Raw genomic sequence first — 16,226 nt, 5'->3', positions numbered from 1 at the left:
ATGCAAAAGAACGGCCCTCTCGCCCTCGCGTTCAACGCGCTGGTCATCACCTTCATGCTCGCCCCCTTGCTGGTGGTGTGCATCGTGGCGTTCACGCCGCACAACACGCTGACGCTGCCCACCACCGAGCTTTCGCTGCGCTGGTTCAAAGCGGTGTTCGAGCACCCGGACTTTGTGCAGTCGTTCTGGAACAGCCTGTGGCTGGCGCTGGCCTCTGCCACGCTGGCCACGGTGCTGGCCGTGCCTGCGGGCATTGCCATCACGCGCTACGAATTTGCGGGGCGCGGCTTTTTGAATGGCTTGTTCCTCTCGCCACTGATCATTCCGCACCTGGTGCTGGGCGTGGCCCTGCTGCGCCTGTTTGCGCTGCTGGGCGGCACAGGCAGCTTTGGCTGGCTGGTGTTTGCGCATGCGCTCATCGTTACGCCCTACACGCTGCGGCTGGTGGTGGCCGCGCTGGTGGGGTTTGACCGCAGTGCCGAGCATGCCGCCCTGTCGCTGGGCGCCAGCCAGGCCACCGTATTCACGCGCATCACGCTGCCGATGATCCTGCCGGGCGTCACAGGTGGCTGGATGCTGGCCTTCATCAACAGCTTTGACGAAGTGACCATGTCCATCTTTGTCACCTCGCCCAGCACGGTGACCCTACCGGTGCGCATGTACATGTACGCCACCGAATCGATTGACCCGCTGATGGCGGCGGTGTCGGCGCTGATGGTGGGTCTGACGGCTTGCGCGATGGTGATTCTTGACCGCGTGTACGGCCTGGACCGTGTGCTCGTAGGCAAGAAATAAATGGGCACGAATTCCATGACTGTGAACACAGCCCTGCTCCACCGCGTGGCCGAAAAAGACCGCGCGCCTGTGCCCTTCCTGCTCGATGGCGAGCCTGCCACTGCGCTTGAAGGCGACACGGTGCTGACGGCCATCCTCACCCACCGGGCCCAGTTGCGACGCAACGAGTTCGGCCACGAACCCCGCGCAGGCTTTTGCCTGATGGGTGCGTGCCAGGACTGCTGGGTGCAAACCGCCACGGGCGAACGGCTGCGGTCTTGCGCCACCTTCATCCAGGCAGGCATGCAGCTGACCACCGGAGCTCCCGCATGACCGCACCCACCTTGCAACCCGTGATCGTGGGCGCAGGCCCTGCGGGCATCCGCGCCGCGCACACCCTGGTGGCGCATGGCGTGCGGCCCGTGGTGATCGACGAGGCCGCGCGCAGCGGCGGACAAATCTACCGCCGACCACCCGCCCAATTTGCCCGCAGCGCACAAACACTATACGGAACCGAAGCAGCACGCGCTAACGCGCTGCACAGCACCTTTGACAGCTTGAGTGCGCACATCGACTACCAACCCAACAGCCTGGTGTGGAACGCCCAGGGTGGCCTCCTGGACGTGCTGCATGGCCCCACGCAGACCACGCGCACGGTGCCCTACGGCCAGCTCATCGTGGCCAGCGGTGCTACCGACCGGGTACTGCCCGTGCCCGGCTGGACGCTGCCCGGCGTGTACACGCTGGGCGGCGCCCAGGTGGCGCTCAAGTTCCAGGGCTGCACCATTGGCCGCAACGTAGTGCTGATGGGCACTGGGCCGCTGCTGTATTTGGTGGCCTACCAATATGCCAAGGCGGGCACCAAGGTAGCCGCAGTGCTGGACACCGCCCGCTTTGCCGACCAGTTGGCCGCACTGCCCGGCATGCTCACCCAGCCCGCCGTGCTGGGCAAGGGCCTGTACTACGTGGCTTGGCTGCGTACGCAGGGCGTGGCCGTGCACACCGGCGTGCGGCCGGTGCGCGTGGAAGGCAGCATAGAGGGCGATATGCGGGTGAACGCCGTGGTGTGGAGCGATGGGAAAACCGAGCACACCGTGCCCTGCGATGCCGTGGGCTTTGGCTACGCCCTGCGGTCCGAAACCCAGCTGGCCGACCTGCTGGGCTGCCGCTTTGCCTGGGCACCCATGCACCGCGCGCACCTGCCTGAGCGCGACAGCGCAGGCCGCACCAGCATGGCCGGTGTGTACCTGGCGGGCGATGGCGCGGGCATCATGGGTGCCGATGCAGCCGAGTGGGCGGGCGAGCGCGCCGCACTGGCGCTGCTGGCCGACCATGGCGTGAAGGTGGATGCAGCACGCGCCGCGGAGCTGGAACGCAAGCTGACAAATCTGATGCCGTTCCGCCAAGGGCTGGAGCGCGCCTTCCCCTTCCCCACAGATTGGGCAACGCAAGCCCCCGATGCGCTGGTGGTGTGCCGCTGCGAGAACATCACGGCAGGCGAGCTGCGCGCCTGCGCCCACGATGCTGGGGCCGACGAACTGAACCGCCTGAAGGCCCTGACCCGCGTGGGCATGGGCCGCTGCCAAGGCCGCATGTGCGGTGTGGCCGCGGCAGAAATCCTGGCCCACGCCACAGGCAAGCCGATTGACACGGTAGGACGGCTGCGCGGACAGGCGCCGATCAAGCCCATCCCCATCCACCTGCAAGCCCAGGCGGAGGCTGCCGAATGACCACGACTACCCGAACCATTGACACCGACGTTGCCATTGTGGGCGGCGGCATCATGGGTGCGTCCGCCGCGCTGGCCCTGCGCCGCAAGGGCGTGAGCGTGGTGCTGCTGGAGCGCGATCTGTGCGGCTCCCGCTCCAGCGGCGTGAACTACGGCGGCGTGCGCCGCCAGGGCCGGCCTGTGAGCCAATTGCCCCTGGCGCAGCGCGCCCACCAGGTGTGGGCCAACCTGCCCGCGCTGATTGACACCGATGGCGAATACCAGCGCAGCGGGCACTTCAAGATCGGACGCAGTGAGGCGGACATGGCTTCGCTGGAAGCCTATGCCAACCTGAGCCGAGACTTCGACCTGGGCATCCAGCTCATCTCGGGCGCCACGCTGCGCGAGCGCTGCCCTTGGCTGGGCGGGCGCGCCGTGGGTGGCTCGCTGTGCCCCGATGACGGGCAAGCCAACCCGCGCTTGGTGTCACCCGCCTTTGCCCTGGCTGCGCGGCGTGCGGGTGCGCAGATTCTGGAGCGCACACCAATGACCTCGGTGGAGCACGACGGGCAGCTGTTTACCGTGCGCTCCGGCACCACCGTGGCGGTGCGTGCGCCCGTGCTCATCAACTGCGCTGGTGCCTGGGCCGGTGCGCTGGCCGCGCAGTTTGGCGAGGCCGTGCCCATTCACTCCGGCCACCCCGCCATGGCGGTGACCGAGCCCCTGCCCTTCTTCATGCACTGGAGCCTGGGTGTGGAAGGCGGCGGCATCTACTGCCGACAGGTGGCGCGCGGCAATCTGGTGCTGGGCGGCGGCGCAGGTGTGGCGCTGGATGCCGACCGCGCCCGCTCCGAGCGCAGCGCCATCGCTACCCTGGCAGTGCAGGCGGTGGAGCTGCTGCCCGCCCTCAAGAATGCGCACTTCATTCGCACCTGGAGCGGCACCGAAGGCTATCTGCCTGACCGCCAGCCGGTGCTGGGCAAGAGCCACACCACGCCCGGCCTGATCCATGGCTTTGGCTTTGCCGGTGCAGGCTTTCAGATTGGCCCCGGTGTGGGCGAGGTGCTGGCCGAGCTGGCACGCGATGGCCGCAGCACCACGCCGATTGATGCGTTTGCAATTGAGCGATTTGTTCCCAAAGCAGTGGCTGAAGTGGCCAGCACTGCGACTGCCCAGTGACCCGTTTGCCACCGACCCGTCCCCACTCTCCCACCAGAAAGGAAACCACCATGACCTTCTCCCCCCGCTTTGCCAGCCGCACCCGCCGCGCCCTTGTGGCGGCCGCCGCACTGGCCACCATGGCCGCCGCAGGCACCGCCACCGCGCAGACCAAGACGCTGTACATCGGCATGAACGGCGGCACCATGGAGAAGGCGTACACGCAGTACGTGTTCCCGGCGTTTGAAAAGCTGCATGGCGTGAAGGTGGTGGTGGTGCCCGGCACGTCCTCGGACATCCTGGCCAAGGCGCAGGCCAACAAGGACAAGCCGCAGATGCATGTGATGTTTCTGGACGACGGCATCATGGTGCGCGCCATGGGCATGGGCCTGTGCGAGAAGCAAAAGCCCAACCAGAACCTGAACGACCTGTACCCCGCCGCCCGCTTCAAGGACGACCTGGCCAGCGGCGTGAGCCTGGGCATGACTGGCATTGCCTACAACACCAAGATGTTTGCCGAAAAGGGCTGGGCCGCGCCCACGTCGTGGATGGACTTTGCCGACCCCAAGTACAAGGGAAAGGTGGTGTTCCAGTCCATGCCGTCGTCGTCGTTCGGGCTGCACGGCTTCTTGATGTTCAACCGCATCCAGGGCGGTAACGACAAGAACGTGGAGCCAGGCTTTACCAACTGGGCTAAGACGATTGGCCCGAACGTGCTGGAGTACATCCCCAGCTCGGCCAAGATTTCAGAGATGGTGCAGACGGGTGAAGCCGCGATCTTCCCGCTCACGCCGACCAGTGTTGCGGCCCTCAAGGCCAAGGGCATTCCGGTGGAATACGCGCAGCCCAAGGAGGGCTCAGTGGTGCTGATGACTGGCCAGTGCGTGATCGCCAAGAACAGCGAGCCCGAGCTGGCCCAAAAGCTGGCCGAGTTTCTGCTGAGCCCGCTGGCCCAAGCCAACGTGCTGCAGTTTGGCGCGCAGATCCCTACCAACCCCAAGGCCCCGGCCGTGGGTGAAGGTGCCGCCCAGGTCGCACAGATCAGCCAGTGGATGAAAAACGCCGTGACCCTGGACTGGGACAGCGTGAACGCGAACCGCCCCGCCTGGAATGCACGCTGGAACAAAACCATCGAGCGCTGACAGGACGTTGAAAGAGCGTTGAGAGAACGTGGCGAGCGTGTGAGCGGGCTACACCTGCTCACACCGGCGGGCCGTTTGTGACAAATGTCACCGGCCCCGCTGTCCCCTGCGGTGGTGGGGTGTCACAAACCCCTGCTTCGACTTCAGAATCCGGCGCCTGGACACGCTGATCCTTTCAGCCAGTCCGCCCACATTCGAAGAAGAGGGATACCACCATGAAACGCTGGATCAAATGGACCGCTGGCAGCGCGCTGCTGCTGGGCGTGATCGTTGTCGCCACCGCCGCCAGCGGTCTGTACCTGGCCGAGCAAAAACGCAACCGCTACATCGACATCAAACCCCGCCCCGTGGCCTATACCACCGATGCGCAGACCATCGAACGTGGGCGCTATCTGTATGCATCGCGCGGCTGCACCGACTGCCATGGCGCACAAGGCACGGGCCGTGAGTTCGTCAACGATGGCAAGGGCACGCGCATCGTGGGGCCCAACATCACGCCGGCTGGCGTGGTGGCGCGCTACCAGCCCGAGGACTGGAACAGCGTGATCCGCCATGGCGTCAAGCCCAACGGCCGCCCGGTGCTGATCATGCCCAGCGAGGACTACAACCGCTTCACCAACGAAGACCTGAACGCCCTGGTGTCGTATGTGCGCCAGTTCCCCCCCAAGGAGGGCACGCAGGCCGTGGTCGATCTGCCGCACCCTGCCTGGGTGCTGTATGGGCTGGGTGCGATTCCCGACGCGGCCTCGCGCATTGACCACCAGCTGGCCCCCTCGCGGCCGACGGCTGCCGGAGTGACGCTGGCCAATGGTCAGTATGTGGCCAACATGTGCATCGGCTGCCATGGTGCCGACCTGTCGGGCGGCAAAATCCCCGGCGGCCCGCCTGACTGGCCTGCGGCAGCAGACATCCGCCCTGGCACACACAGTGCCGACAGCGCCCTGGCGCGCTACCCCAACGCCGCAAGCTTTGTGGCCATGCTGCGCACAGGCAAGCGGCCTGACGGCACACCCATCCAGGTGATGCCCTTTGAGTCGCTCGGGCAACTCAGCGACGTGGATGCACAAGCGCTGTACCTGTACCTGAACGCGCCCCCTGGCAGCGTGAAGCAAGACGTGGGCAGTGCAACGGCCGGCAGCCAAAAGAGCAGTGCCAACACCGTGCCCTCCGGACCGGGCGGGCTCAAGCTGCCAGGTTGACCTGAGAGCCTGTGGACGGCCCCGCAGGGGGACGCCCGCAGACACTCGGACGAAAGGCGGGCGAAGGACCGCGCCCCCAAAAATCGCTGCCCTGCTGACCCGCCCCCTTTGGACCACCCGCTGTGGTGGCGTGTCAGCTGCCCGGGTGCTGATGTGCCTGGGGAGGCGAGACGGGCGCCTGGCTGTACGACCCCATGGGCCCACCGGGGCTGTTGGTAGGGCCGGCGGGCGCAGCCGGTGGTGCGCGGCGCACCCGTGGCACCACGCTGAGCTGCACGGTATCCAGCACCGGGCCGGGCACCACATTCAGCGCCTTGCGCGGCAGGTCCACCAGTTGCTCGGCGTGCCACACGCGCACCTGTGCGGCGCCATCCGGCACGCTGGCAAATCGGGCAATGCCATCGTTGTCGGTCTTGAGTGTCCAGGCCGAATCGGTCACAAACACATGGCCGCGCATGGAGCCGTGCAGGTGGCAGCCCAGCAGCACCACGCCGGGCGTATCCAGCTTCACGTCGGCAAAGTTGGCAGGCTTGCCATCGGCCTTGCCCGCCAGGCGCAGCTCGAAGTTGGAACTGGCCGCAGCCGGTGCTGCCGTAGCGGCCGCCCCCGTGGGGTTGCCGCGTACATGGTGGTCCCAGCGGTCCTGGTTGGTAAAGCGCACCGTGGAACCCGGCATGACCACCGTGACGGCAGGCACAAACCGCATGCGCTCCTGCTCGATGGTGGGACTGGGCTGCAGCAGGCTGGGGGCCGCAGCGGTGGTGGCGCTGGGGTACACCACCACCACGGCGTCAGGCACGGGCTTGCCGTCGCGGTCCAGCACCTGGATTTGGACATTTCCGGCCCAAGCGCTAGTGAATATTGCGCTAGCAGCTATGAAAAAAATAGCATTTTTCATCGTCTTAGTGTTTGGTGATCACATCACGGTGCATGGGCGCCAACAAGGCCAGCAGGCGGTTCTGTTGAGCGAACGGTATGCCCTGGGCGTCCATGGCGCTTTGCAGCACCTCCACCAGGGCGTTGAAGTGGCCCTTGTTGATGTCCATGTCGGCATGGGCCGATTTCATGTCAGCGCCCTCATATTTGCAAGGGCCACCGCTCAGCTGGCAGAACTGGTCGGTCAGGCTCTCCTTGAGGGCGGCTGGTTTGGTGTCCTTGAAGTGGCCGCCAATGCGCGGGTCCTTGACCACGCGGTTCACAAAATCGTCCACCAGGCGGGTGATGCCCGGCTTTTCGCCCAGGGCCTGGTACAGGCCTGCAGGGGCTGCTGGGGCGGCAGTGGTCGCTAGCGGAGCCGCAGCGGTCTGCGCAAAGGCCGGGGCAGCAAGCAAGTTGCCGAGGGAGATGGCCAGGGCGATGAGGGTTTTGGAGTGCGTCATGACAATGTCCTCAAAAGGCGACTTGGGCCGACAGGTAGTAGCCGGTCTGGCGGCGGTTGTTGGTGATGCCAGGGACGATGCGGCCCAGGTCCACATAGGCGAGCGTGAGCGACACATTCTTGCTGGGCGCCCAGGCCACAAAGATGTCCTTCCAGTCGTCCTCGCGCAAGGCGGCGCCCAGGCCTGCCGCCGCGCCCAAGGCCTGCAAGTTGTTGGGCTTGAATCGGTATTCGGCACCCACTGCCAGGTTCTTGTTGATCAGGTATGCCACCGAGAACTCGGGCTGCAGGCTGCGGCTGTTCTTGCCGGGCGCAGCCGAGCCAAAGCCCAGCAGGCCGTTCTGGTTGGCGTTGGTGTAGCGCAGCGTGCCGTTGACCAGCACGCTTTGCGCCAGCAGCAGCTTGGTGGCGCTCACGTACACATCGGTGCCGCTGGTTTTGGTGCCCAGAAAGTCCAGCACCGACCCGATGGAGCCCGGATGCACCTGCTTGTGTTCCAGCCCCACCGCAATCTGCGGCATCCAGCTGTCGCTGTTGAGCACAGCATCGCCCGCCACCTTGAGTTTGATGCCCAGCACGTCCATCTTGATGTGCTGGCCCGGCGTCACGCCAAACGGCGCAATGCCGTTGAGCGCGATGGCGGGCGACGCATCAAAGTCCTGCCGCGCCAGCGACAGCTCCAGGCGGTCGTGCAGACCCAGGGCCACGCCATAGCCGTTCAGGCTGTAGTCCTGTGTGGCTGCGCGGGTGGCATAGGCGCTGACGCCCACCTCGCCCTCGGTGGCGTTACTGCCAATCACCGCCCAGGGGGTCAGCCCGCCACCAGCCGACCCGGCGATGGTGCTGACGCCGCCCGTGAGCAGCAGCTTGCCGGTATCGGCCTGGGCCGCACTGCAGGCCAGTGCAACGCCAGCCAGCACGGCGATGGAAAGGGGACTCTTCATGGGGCGCTCCTCGTGTTTGTAAATAATTGCTACGACAGCGTCATTACGCACACGGGCGGCGTCCAGATGTGAATCCAGAGTACCGCAAAGGGTCTTTAGCGCCTGATCAGGGTCTGGCCCTCCACGACGGACTGGCCACCGTTCTCGTCAGCCAGCGAAGGCAAGGCGCTGCACGGTCCAGTACAGCGACAGCACCAGCAACGCGACGGAGCCCCCACGCACCACCACCGAGCGGTACCACGCCCTGCGCGCCAGTGCCACCGAAACCGCGCACCACAGGGCGACCACCATCAGCTGGCCCACTTCGACCCCCAGGTTGAACCCCGCCAGGGCCCACAACAGCGAAGCCCCCGCCACGCCAGCTTCAACCAGCACCCCGGAAAAACCCAGCCCGTGCACCAGACCAAAGCACAGAGCAAGCCAGCTACTGCGCAGGCCTTGGACGGGAAACAGGTTCAGCAACGCCGAGATGCCGATGCTGATGGCAATGGCGGGCTCCACCCAGTTGCCCGACACGGTGACCCAGCCCAGGCCTGCCAGTGCCAAGGTGATGGAATGGCCCACGGTGAAACAGGTCACCGTGAGCAGGAGCGCCTTGATCCCGGCGAAGCGGTCCCTGGCGCCGGAGGCCGGGGTTTCAGCGATCGGCGTTGTGCCGGACTCCGTGTGCAATGGCAGATCGCGGTGGCGGGGCTGCGGCCGCGCCAGGGAGATGGGCAGCAACAGTGCCAGCAAAAAGGCCAGGTGGTCGTAGCCAGACAGGATGTGGTGCACCCCCTCGGTCACAAAGTGCAGCAGCGTGGCCAACCCGCCGCGTGGGGCGCCGGGCTCTGATGCGTCCGCACCTTGAGCCCCTTCCGCACCGTCTGCCCCCGCTTGTCCTGCGCGGCTGCCCGCAGAGCGCAGGTCGGTGCCCGAGCGCCCGTCAGGGGCCAGCACGGCCGCCAGCGTCTGGCCGCTGAACGCGCCGCCCACCAGCAGGCGGTGTGTGGGGTCGATGCCCTGCATCAGGCCGTAGCGCAGAGTGACCGCCTGGGCTGGCGCACAGGGCAGCGTGGCAGCCAGCCGCGCGTAACGCCCATCGGTGCGCTGCTCCAACGCTTCAAAGCGCCAGGCAGGCACCGTCGCCGTTCCGTCGCACTGCCACAACATGCCCTGGCCCACCCACTGGACGATGGCGGGCATGGACTGCCGCACCTCGCCCCATGTGAGCTGGCGGTCGCCATCGGCATCGAGTTGCTCCAGCGCGGCATCCACATCCTTCAAGGCCACCGACAGCACAAGGCCTATCGATGCGCCCGCCCCTGCAGTGCCCAGGGGTGCCGGCGCATCCGCCACCCGCAGATAGGCGTCGCTGGCCTTGTGGGCCCAGGCGCTGGGCGCCAGTGCTGCGGCAGTCAACGCGACAGCCACCATGGCCCGCAGGGAACGCCCGTGTGGGCGCAGGAGGCCCGTTAACCAGTGCATGCAGCGCATCATTGGGCTCCCCAGGTCTGCCAGCGCGCCAGGCGCAGGTCTTGCAGTCCTGCTTGCTGCAGGGCCTGCCGCACGGCCTGGTGGGCAGCAGCATCGCCCGACTGCTCAGAGGTCTGCAGTGCAAGCCACCAGTCGAGTGGCTCTTTTTGCAGGGCAAGGTTGGTGCGGGCCGCCTTCCATGCGGCGGCGGGTTGCCCCTGCAACCACAGCGCCAGCAAGGCACGCTCCCGGGCGTGGGCGTCCAGTCCCTCTCCGCGCGCCGCGATGGCGGCAAAACGCGCTTCCAGGTCGCGCACCAGGGGCTGCCACGCGGCGTCCCCCATCAGCCGCAAGGCCTGCGCGCGCCGCAGCAGCACGGAGTCGCTGTCGGGCTGGTGCCGGAGCACCTCCAGCGCGGCGCTCGCACGATTGCGGCGCAACAGCTGGTCGGCATAGGCCAGCGCGGTGTAGCCGTCGGGGGCATCGGCCAGGCTGCGGCGGTAGGCCGCGTCGGCAGCGTCATCGCGACCTGCGCGCTCTTCGCTCTCGGCCAGCAGCGAACCGATCCAGGCCCGCTGGGCAGCATCCCCTGCCACCTGTTGCCGCAGCGCGGTGAAGCCATTGCGTGCGGCATCGTGCTGGCCTTGCAGTGAACGGGTTTCGAGCAGGCAGGCGGTGGCATACAGCGCAGCACCGTGGCGGGCTACGTTGCGGCAGGCGGCCTCGGCGGCCTCATAGCGCGCGGCCACACGCTCCAGCGTGGCCAGCGTGAGCCAGCCCTGCACCTGTGCGGGGTTGGTTTGCAAGGCGCGCTCCAGCGTGGCGCGCGCTGCTGAAAATTCATGGCGCCCTTGCTCTACGGTGGCCTGCAACACCAGCAGATCGGCCGGGGCGTCCGCCTGGCCCCACCAGCGAGCCAGGGCCGCCTGTGCCCGGCCCAGGTAACGCGGGTCCGCCGTCTCGCGTGACAGCGTGATCCAGCGCCGGGCCGTGGCGGCAGCGGCCTGGGGCGTGGCGGGGGCTGCGCTCACACGCTCGGGCAGACGTTCGGGCAGACGCTCGACCACATCGGCATCGAGGCCGGGTGGCAAGTCCTGCGGCAAGGCCGCCAGGGCCGTGCCCGCCCATAGCACCAGGCACAAGGCCACGCACAAACAGTGATGAGGTTTCTTCATGGGCTCGTGACAACAGCGGATATCGAAAGAGACACAATCACCCACGCACGCCCTGGCCACACCCCTTCAGGGCGCAGCCAGGACATCGCGCGAGGGTCAGAGCCGCGAATCGGGCTCTTCTGCCTCGGTGCTGGACAGCACCAGCTGGTCCACCGCCTGAGGCTCGGCGGTGTCCGACGCGCCGCTGGCCACAATGGGCTGCACATACGCGAACGCGTTCACCATCACCGGGCCCCCATTGCCAGGGTCTGCCGTGTTGTCGCCGCTACCGCCACCGCCGCAACCGGTGATGGCCAATGCCGCCACCGAAGTAAGGGCCAGGTGCTGAATCCGAAGGTTCTTTTGCATGGTGTGGCTCCTTCGGATCAGAAGTTCTTGGCACCGGGCAGCGGTGGGTTCACATACGGAAACGCCGTACGGTAGTCCGTCGCCTTGGTGCGCGAGCCGTCAACAAACGCTACCCCTCCTGCCGGGGCATCACCCGGCTTGCAGCCCACCTTGAGCGTGTCCGTGGCACCCGTCACCGTGCACAGCGCCCCCATGGCCACGCGCAGCGATACGTCCACCACGTCGTCGCCCAAGCGGCGGCCGTTCGGGAAGCCGGCCGCGTCCCCTGCCACCACCCCCAGCGAGTTCTGCGCAGCCGCAGCCGTGGCGGCAATGCCCGTGTTCAAGCGCAGCATTTCGGCCAGGGGGCCGCCAGCACCCAGGCCGGTGATGTTGCCGGGGCGATTGACGGTGGGCAGCCCCGTGAGGAAGGCCGTCATCAAGTCGGTGCGCGGGAAGTTCGTGGGGGCCTTGGCGCCAAACAGCGTCTCGACCAGCGCGGGCAACGTGGGGTGCGTCACGTAGTCCGCAAAGTTGGCGGCATCATCCTTGGGCTTGGACGCATTGAACTTGTCCTTGTCCTTGAGGCCAATCACCACCTCGTTGACCAGCGGCATGCCCAGGCGCGAGACCTGCGTCCATGCGCCACCGGCCTTCTCGCTGGCCTGCAGGCCCGAGTCTGGCTTGCCATTGAGCAAGCGGGCCTGGCGCAGGCTGGCAGTGGTCCAGCCGCCGATGACCTTCTCGCCCGATGCCGCCGTGAGGCAGTTGGTGGGCACTTCAACCGCGAGCGACGTCACGTTCTTGTTCGCAATCTGGCCCGCGCCGAAGGCCGCAGCATTCGACTCGCTGGTGATGACGGCGGCAGGTGCATTCACCAGATCAAAGATGGTGCCCAACGACACCGGGAACGGGTCCTGCCGCTGGCCCACAAACACCTTGCCGGGGGTGGAGCAGCCGGGGATGTTGATGCCATACACATACTTGCCGGCATAGGCGTCGTAGGCGGCCGCATTGCCCAGCGATTTTTCACCGATGTAGTCGATGGGCTTGGTGAAGGTGGTACCCCCACCGGCCATGGTGATCTGCTCGCGCTTGCCGGTACGGCGGTCACCGCGCACGATGAACATCTCGTACTCTTCGCGGTAGGCCAGCGGGTCGCCCGCTGCGCCGCTGATGCCACCGGCGTTGCGCAGCGGAATGGCCACCTTCTTGCGGGCACCATCAGGACCGATATCGAGCGTGATGCCGTTGCCACCATTGTTCAGCGTGTTCTTGAAGCGGAACTGAAAGGTGATGTCCTCCGCTGCATCGCCGTTGTTGTCGATGTGGATCTCGTACAGCGCATTCGAGTCCAGGCTGAAGTAGTTGGGGCCGCCATAGGCATCCTGCAGCGGCAGGTAGTTGGCGATCATGGTGACAAAACCCGCTCGACCCGGTTCGTAGCTGTTGAACAGGTAGAAGTCACTGCCGTCAACCTTGGGCTGGGTCGTGATGAACGGCGCCTCGCGGTGGCTGGACGCCAGACTGACGCCCGCTGCGCAGGCAGCCAGAACAGCCAGCACGGCCAGACTGATTTTTTTCAATGGCATGGGGATCTCCTCGTAAGTGGATGGAGGGGTGCCAAGCACCCCACCTTGAATACGACGAAGAGAAACCCGTGGATTCAACGGTGGCGACTATTCTTTTCTTTTGCCACCGGTTCTTCCAGACCTGTACGCAACTGCCTGAAACCCGGGTGTCAGGTGGCCTTGCGGATCAGAGCGCCCTTGAACAGCACCGGCCCTGTGGGGCCCGTGGCGCTGGGCACACCACCCTTTGGCTCCAGACTGATGGCCAGCGTGGGGACTTCTTTCACATCGCCCTCCTGGGCCACCAGCTTGAGCAGCTTGTCCTGCCCCAGCACGCCCAATGAGCGCGGGCCGCCAGCGGGCGGCAGCGCCCACAGTTGCAAGGACTTGTCCGCGCCCTCCTGGAAACCGCCCACGCGCTGCAACACGAGCTGGTTGTTCTTGGGGTCGAACGTCACCAGCATCGACGCGTCGGCCTTGTCATCGGCCAGCACCGCCACGTACTGGATCTGGGGCGTGGCTTGCAGTTGTTGCTGCAGTGCGGCGATCTGCGCGCCCGTGGTGGCACGCAGGCCTCCATTGACCTGCACGCCCACCACCACAGCCGCCAGCGTGGCGATGGCGCCCGCAGCTGCCGCACCGCGCCACACCAGCAGGTTGCGCCACCAGCCGCCTGGGGCCGCTGCGGCCTGGTGCACACGGGCCGCCTGCATGGCTGCCGCAGCCCGGTCGGCCTGCACCAGGTTGTCGATGCGCGTCCACACGGCGGGCGCGGGGTGGATGGCGGGCTGCAACTCGGTCAGGCCGGACCAGCGGGTCTGCCAGACCAGCGCGGCAGCGCGCACGGTGGCGTGTTCGCGGGCCAGGCTTTCAAATCGGCGGCGGGCGCCGCCACGCAGTGTGCCCAGGGCGTAGCTGGCAGCCAGGCGGTCGAGCAGTTCGGGGTGTTGGGTAATGTTCATGGCAACCTCACGCAAAACGCGCCATGCAGGTGCGCAGCTGTTCCAGGCCCCGACGGATCCAGGTCTTGACGGTACCCAGCGGCAGCTTGAGTTGCTCGGCCAGCTCGCCGTGGCTCTGATCGCGCAGGTAGGCCAGGCTCACTACCTCGCGCTGCTTGTGATCGAGCTTTCCCAGGCAGTGGTGCAGCGCAAAGGCCTGCTCGCTGGCATCGGCGGCGTCCATGGGGTTGGGCGTATCGCCCTCCAGCGTCTGCGCCATCTCGTCATCCAGCTCGTTCATCAGATCGGACCGGTCGGTGGTGCGCTTGCGCAGGGCATCCAGCGCCCGGCTGCGCACGATCAAACCCATCCAGGCCATGGGCGGACTCAGCGATGCGCGGTAGTTGCCCGCGCCGCGCCAGATGGTCAAAAACGCCTCCTGCAGCACATCCTCCGCCGCATCGCGGTTGCGGACGATGCGCAGGGCCAGGCCAAAAAGCTGCGACGAGGTGCGCTCGTACAGCTTTTTCAGCGCGGAGTCGTCCTGCGCGGCAATGCGGTCTAGGAGGTCCATCAGTTCACTGTCTGGGTGGAGGGTGCTCATGCGCCCATTGTCTTGGATTGATCGGGTTGGCAGGCCTTGCGGGGCTTTGCTGTAGGTGAATACGCCACAGCAGGCACTTTGGATGTCGCCGGACACAAAAACAGTGCCCTGGCTCCGTGAATTGGTGTAGTCGAGTACCGGGCACCCCAACCGCGACGGGCATGAATCCAGGCGGCGGGATCGTCCGTACTGCAAGAGTCACCTCTGCCCACAACGCTCGCGCTTTCCACCCCATGCTGCCCGCCATGCCTCTGCCTCGCCCACTGTTCCCTGTTCATTGGGTTGCCGTTGCGGCCACCTTGCTGTGGGGGGCCCACAGCCCCGCTGCGGCCCAGTCGGTGGAGCGTGGCGCTGCGCTGTACGCGGCGCATTGCAGCAGCTGCCACAGCCCGGACCAGCATGGCGACGGCCCGGCGCACCGGGGCGTGGTGGGGCGCCGCGCGGGCGCGCTGAAGGATTTTGACTACTCGCCCGCGCTGCGCGCAAGCAAGCTGCTGTGGACGCGTGCCACGCTCAAGGCCTGGCTGACCGACCCCGAGGCGCTGATCCCCGGCCAGGGCATGGACTACCAGCTCGACGATGCGCAGGGCCGCGAGGACGTGGTGGCCTACCTGGCCACGCTCAAGCGCCTGCCGGCGCCGACGACGGCCGCGCGGTAGAGGGCTTTCAGCCGCTCAGGCCGTGGGAAAGGTACCGGGCAGCAGGATCGACGAATCGACGTTGTTGATGTTGGTATGGCCACAGAACGCCATGGTGATGTCCAGCTCTTTCTGGATGATCTGCAGCGCACGCGTCACGCCCGCCTCGCCGTAGGCCCCCAGGCCGTACAAGAAGCTGCGGCCGATCAGCGTGCCCTGCGCGCCCAAAGCGCGGGCTTTGAGCACGTCCTGCCCGCTGCGGATGCCGCCGTCCATCCACACCTCGATGTCCTTGCCGGCTGCTGCGGCAATGCCGGGCAGTGCGGCAATGGAGGATGGCGCGCCATCGAGCTGGCGCCCGCCGTGGTTGCTGACGATCAGTGCGTCGGCACCGCTGTTGACGGCCAGGCGCGCATCTTCGGCGTCCATGATGCCTTTGAGGATCAGCTTGCCGCCCCAGCGCTTTTTGATCCATTCCACATCGCCCCAGTTGAGCTGCGGGTCGAACTGTTCAGCAGTCCACGACGACAGTGACGACAAGTCGCCCACACCCTTGGCGTGGCCCACGATGTTGCCGAAGCTGCGGCGTTTTGTGCCCAGCATGCCCATACACCAGCGCGGCTTGGTGGCCAGGTTGATGAGGTTGGCGAGGGTGGGCTTGGGCGGGGCCGAGAGGCCGTTCTTGATGTCCTTGTGGCGCTGGCCCAGGATCTGCAGGTCCAGCGTGAGTTGCAGCGCCGAGCAGTTGGCCGCCTTGGCGCGGTCGATCAGGCGGTTGATGAAGTCGCGGTCGCGCATCACATAGACCTGGAACCAGAACGGGTGGCGGCCCGTGTGTTCGGCAATGTCCTCGATGGAGCAGATGCTCATGGTCGAGAGCGTGAACGGAATGCCAAACGCCTTGGCCGCCTTGGCGCCCAGAATCTCGCCGTCGGCATGCTGCATGCCGGTGAGCCCGGTGGGCGCAATGGCCACCGGCATGGCCACGTCCTGGCCCACCATGGTGGTGCGGGTGGTGCGGCCTTCCATGTTCACGGCCACGCGCTGGCGCAGCTTGATGCGCTGGAAGTCGCTTTCGTTGGCGCGGTAGGTGCCCTCAGTGTACGAGCCCGAATCGGCGTAGTCATAGAACATGCGCGGCACGCGGCGCTGGGCAATGACACGCAGGTCTTCGATGCAGGTGATTTTGGACAGGTTGGGCACGCAGGCTCT

Annotated in this window: 17 protein-coding genes; 7 read left to right on the top strand and 10 right to left on the bottom strand. The window is 66.5% G+C overall.

All coding sequences use genetic code 11. The features are described from left to right. The 6 genes from ACT531_RS08725 to ACT531_RS08700 all read left to right on the top strand — a co-directional run bounded on the left by ACT531_RS08725 (position 1) and on the right by ACT531_RS08700 (position 5,981). Complete coding sequence (locus ACT531_RS08725) at positions 1 to 795, top strand: ABC transporter permease (RefSeq protein WP_476017331.1); 795 nt, start codon at positions 1 to 3, stop codon at positions 793 to 795. 15 nt (positions 796 to 810) lie between these two features. Next, positions 811 to 1,107, top strand: coding sequence for a (2Fe-2S)-binding protein (locus ACT531_RS08720; RefSeq protein WP_476017169.1), 297 nt, complete (start codon positions 811 to 813; stop codon positions 1,105 to 1,107). Next, positions 1,104 to 2,504 (top strand): FAD/NAD(P)-dependent oxidoreductase, encoded by a 1,401-nt coding sequence (locus tag ACT531_RS08715; RefSeq protein ID WP_476017168.1) that lies wholly within the window; start codon positions 1,104 to 1,106, stop codon positions 2,502 to 2,504. Before ACT531_RS08720 ends, ACT531_RS08715 begins: the two co-directional genes overlap by 4 nt. Next, positions 2,501 to 3,661 carry an NAD(P)/FAD-dependent oxidoreductase gene (locus ACT531_RS08710; RefSeq protein ID WP_476017167.1) on the top strand — a complete coding sequence of 387 codons (1,161 nt, stop codon included), beginning with the start codon at positions 2,501 to 2,503 and terminating at the stop codon, positions 3,659 to 3,661. Before ACT531_RS08715 ends, ACT531_RS08710 begins: the two co-directional genes overlap by 4 nt. 50 nt (positions 3,662 to 3,711) lie before the next feature. Beyond that, on the top strand, positions 3,712 to 4,782 hold the full coding sequence (locus ACT531_RS08705; protein ID WP_110959411.1) for an ABC transporter substrate-binding protein: 1,071 nt from the start codon (positions 3,712 to 3,714) through the stop codon (positions 4,780 to 4,782). A 215-nt stretch (positions 4,783 to 4,997) separates the two neighbouring features. Next, a complete protein-coding gene (locus ACT531_RS08700; RefSeq protein ID WP_476017166.1) occupies positions 4,998 to 5,981 on the top strand; it encodes a c-type cytochrome in 984 nt (327 codons plus the stop codon). 133 nt (positions 5,982 to 6,114) lie between these two features. Here ACT531_RS08700 and ACT531_RS08695 read toward each other — a convergent pair whose 3' ends face one another. From ACT531_RS08695 to ACT531_RS08655, 9 genes are all read right to left on the bottom strand, one after another. Beyond that, positions 6,115 to 6,804: a cupredoxin domain-containing protein gene (locus ACT531_RS08695; RefSeq protein ID WP_476017165.1), complete on the bottom strand. Its 690-nt coding sequence runs from the start codon at positions 6,802 to 6,804 to the stop codon at positions 6,115 to 6,117. Positions 6,805 to 6,883: 79 nt separating this feature from the next. Continuing rightward, a complete protein-coding gene (locus tag ACT531_RS08690) occupies positions 6,884 to 7,360 on the bottom strand; it encodes a group I truncated hemoglobin (RefSeq protein WP_476017164.1) in 477 nt (158 codons plus the stop codon). 10 nt (positions 7,361 to 7,370) lie between these two features. Continuing rightward, a complete protein-coding gene (locus ACT531_RS08685) occupies positions 7,371 to 8,303 on the bottom strand; it encodes a DUF3034 family protein (RefSeq protein WP_476017163.1) in 933 nt (310 codons plus the stop codon). 147 nt (positions 8,304 to 8,450) lie between these two features. After that, positions 8,451 to 9,719: a HupE/UreJ family protein gene (locus ACT531_RS08680; RefSeq protein ID WP_476017162.1), complete on the bottom strand. Its 1,269-nt coding sequence runs from the start codon at positions 9,717 to 9,719 to the stop codon at positions 8,451 to 8,453. 59 nt (positions 9,720 to 9,778) lie between these two features. Next, the gene (locus ACT531_RS08675; protein WP_476017161.1) at positions 9,779 to 10,933 is read right to left on the bottom strand and encodes a hypothetical protein; all 1,155 of its coding nucleotides are present in this window, start codon (positions 10,931 to 10,933) and stop codon (positions 9,779 to 9,781) included. Positions 10,934 to 11,029: 96 nt separating this feature from the next. Beyond that, positions 11,030 to 11,281: a hypothetical protein gene (locus ACT531_RS08670; protein ID WP_108499985.1), complete on the bottom strand. Its 252-nt coding sequence runs from the start codon at positions 11,279 to 11,281 to the stop codon at positions 11,030 to 11,032. A gap of 17 nt (positions 11,282 to 11,298) precedes the next feature. Further along, the gene (locus ACT531_RS08665) at positions 11,299 to 12,852 is read right to left on the bottom strand and encodes a DUF4331 domain-containing protein (protein ID WP_476017160.1); all 1,554 of its coding nucleotides are present in this window, start codon (positions 12,850 to 12,852) and stop codon (positions 11,299 to 11,301) included. A gap of 149 nt (positions 12,853 to 13,001) precedes the next feature. Beyond that, positions 13,002 to 13,793: an anti-sigma factor gene (locus ACT531_RS08660; protein WP_288850886.1), complete on the bottom strand. Its 792-nt coding sequence runs from the start codon at positions 13,791 to 13,793 to the stop codon at positions 13,002 to 13,004. A gap of 7 nt (positions 13,794 to 13,800) precedes the next feature. Continuing rightward, positions 13,801 to 14,376: an RNA polymerase sigma factor gene (locus ACT531_RS08655; protein ID WP_099729648.1), complete on the bottom strand. Its 576-nt coding sequence runs from the start codon at positions 14,374 to 14,376 to the stop codon at positions 13,801 to 13,803. Positions 14,377 to 14,621: 245 nt separating this feature from the next. Here ACT531_RS08655 and ACT531_RS08650 point away from each other — a divergent pair, with 245 nt between their 5' ends. Beyond that, a complete protein-coding gene (locus ACT531_RS08650; protein WP_436078047.1) occupies positions 14,622 to 15,035 on the top strand; it encodes a c-type cytochrome in 414 nt (137 codons plus the stop codon). A gap of 15 nt (positions 15,036 to 15,050) precedes the next feature. Here ACT531_RS08650 and ACT531_RS08645 read toward each other — a convergent pair whose 3' ends face one another. Continuing rightward, positions 15,051 to 16,217, bottom strand: coding sequence for an alpha-hydroxy acid oxidase (locus tag ACT531_RS08645; protein WP_476017159.1), 1,167 nt, complete (start codon positions 16,215 to 16,217; stop codon positions 15,051 to 15,053). Positions 16,218 to 16,226 lie beyond the last annotated feature (9 nt).

Source organism: Acidovorax sp. DMC1 (assembly GCF_056314325.1).
This window is presented reverse-complemented; position numbering and strand designations above follow the sequence as displayed.

Excerpts from the sequence above, each read along its gene's own strand:
- ACT531_RS08725 (WP_476017331.1), top strand. The coding sequence starts at position 1 with ATGCAAAAGAACGGCCCTCTCGCCCTCGCGTTCAACGCGCTGGTCATC.
- ACT531_RS08720 (WP_476017169.1), top strand. The coding sequence starts at position 811 with ATGACTGTGAACACAGCCCTGCTCCACCGCGTGGCCGAAAAAGACCGC.
- ACT531_RS08715 (WP_476017168.1), top strand. The coding sequence starts at position 1,104 with ATGACCGCACCCACCTTGCAACCCGTGATCGTGGGCGCAGGCCCTGCG.
- ACT531_RS08710 (WP_476017167.1), top strand. The coding sequence starts at position 2,501 with ATGACCACGACTACCCGAACCATTGACACCGACGTTGCCATTGTGGGC.
- ACT531_RS08705 (WP_110959411.1), top strand. The coding sequence starts at position 3,712 with ATGACCTTCTCCCCCCGCTTTGCCAGCCGCACCCGCCGCGCCCTTGTG.
- ACT531_RS08700 (WP_476017166.1), top strand. The coding sequence starts at position 4,998 with ATGAAACGCTGGATCAAATGGACCGCTGGCAGCGCGCTGCTGCTGGGC.
- ACT531_RS08690 (WP_476017164.1), bottom strand. The coding sequence starts at position 7,360 with ATGACGCACTCCAAAACCCTCATCGCCCTGGCCATCTCCCTCGGCAAC.
- ACT531_RS08685 (WP_476017163.1), bottom strand. The coding sequence starts at position 8,303 with ATGAAGAGTCCCCTTTCCATCGCCGTGCTGGCTGGCGTTGCACTGGCC.
- ACT531_RS08680 (WP_476017162.1), bottom strand. The coding sequence starts at position 9,719 with ATGGTGGCTGTCGCGTTGACTGCCGCAGCACTGGCGCCCAGCGCCTGG.
- ACT531_RS08675 (WP_476017161.1), bottom strand. The coding sequence starts at position 10,933 with ATGAAGAAACCTCATCACTGTTTGTGCGTGGCCTTGTGCCTGGTGCTA.
- ACT531_RS08670 (WP_108499985.1), bottom strand. The coding sequence starts at position 11,281 with ATGCAAAAGAACCTTCGGATTCAGCACCTGGCCCTTACTTCGGTGGCG.
- ACT531_RS08665 (WP_476017160.1), bottom strand. The coding sequence starts at position 12,852 with ATGCCATTGAAAAAAATCAGTCTGGCCGTGCTGGCTGTTCTGGCTGCC.
- ACT531_RS08660 (WP_288850886.1), bottom strand. The coding sequence starts at position 13,793 with ATGAACATTACCCAACACCCCGAACTGCTCGACCGCCTGGCTGCCAGC.
- ACT531_RS08655 (WP_099729648.1), bottom strand. The coding sequence starts at position 14,376 with ATGAGCACCCTCCACCCAGACAGTGAACTGATGGACCTCCTAGACCGC.
- ACT531_RS08650 (WP_436078047.1), top strand. The coding sequence starts at position 14,622 with ATGCCTCTGCCTCGCCCACTGTTCCCTGTTCATTGGGTTGCCGTTGCG.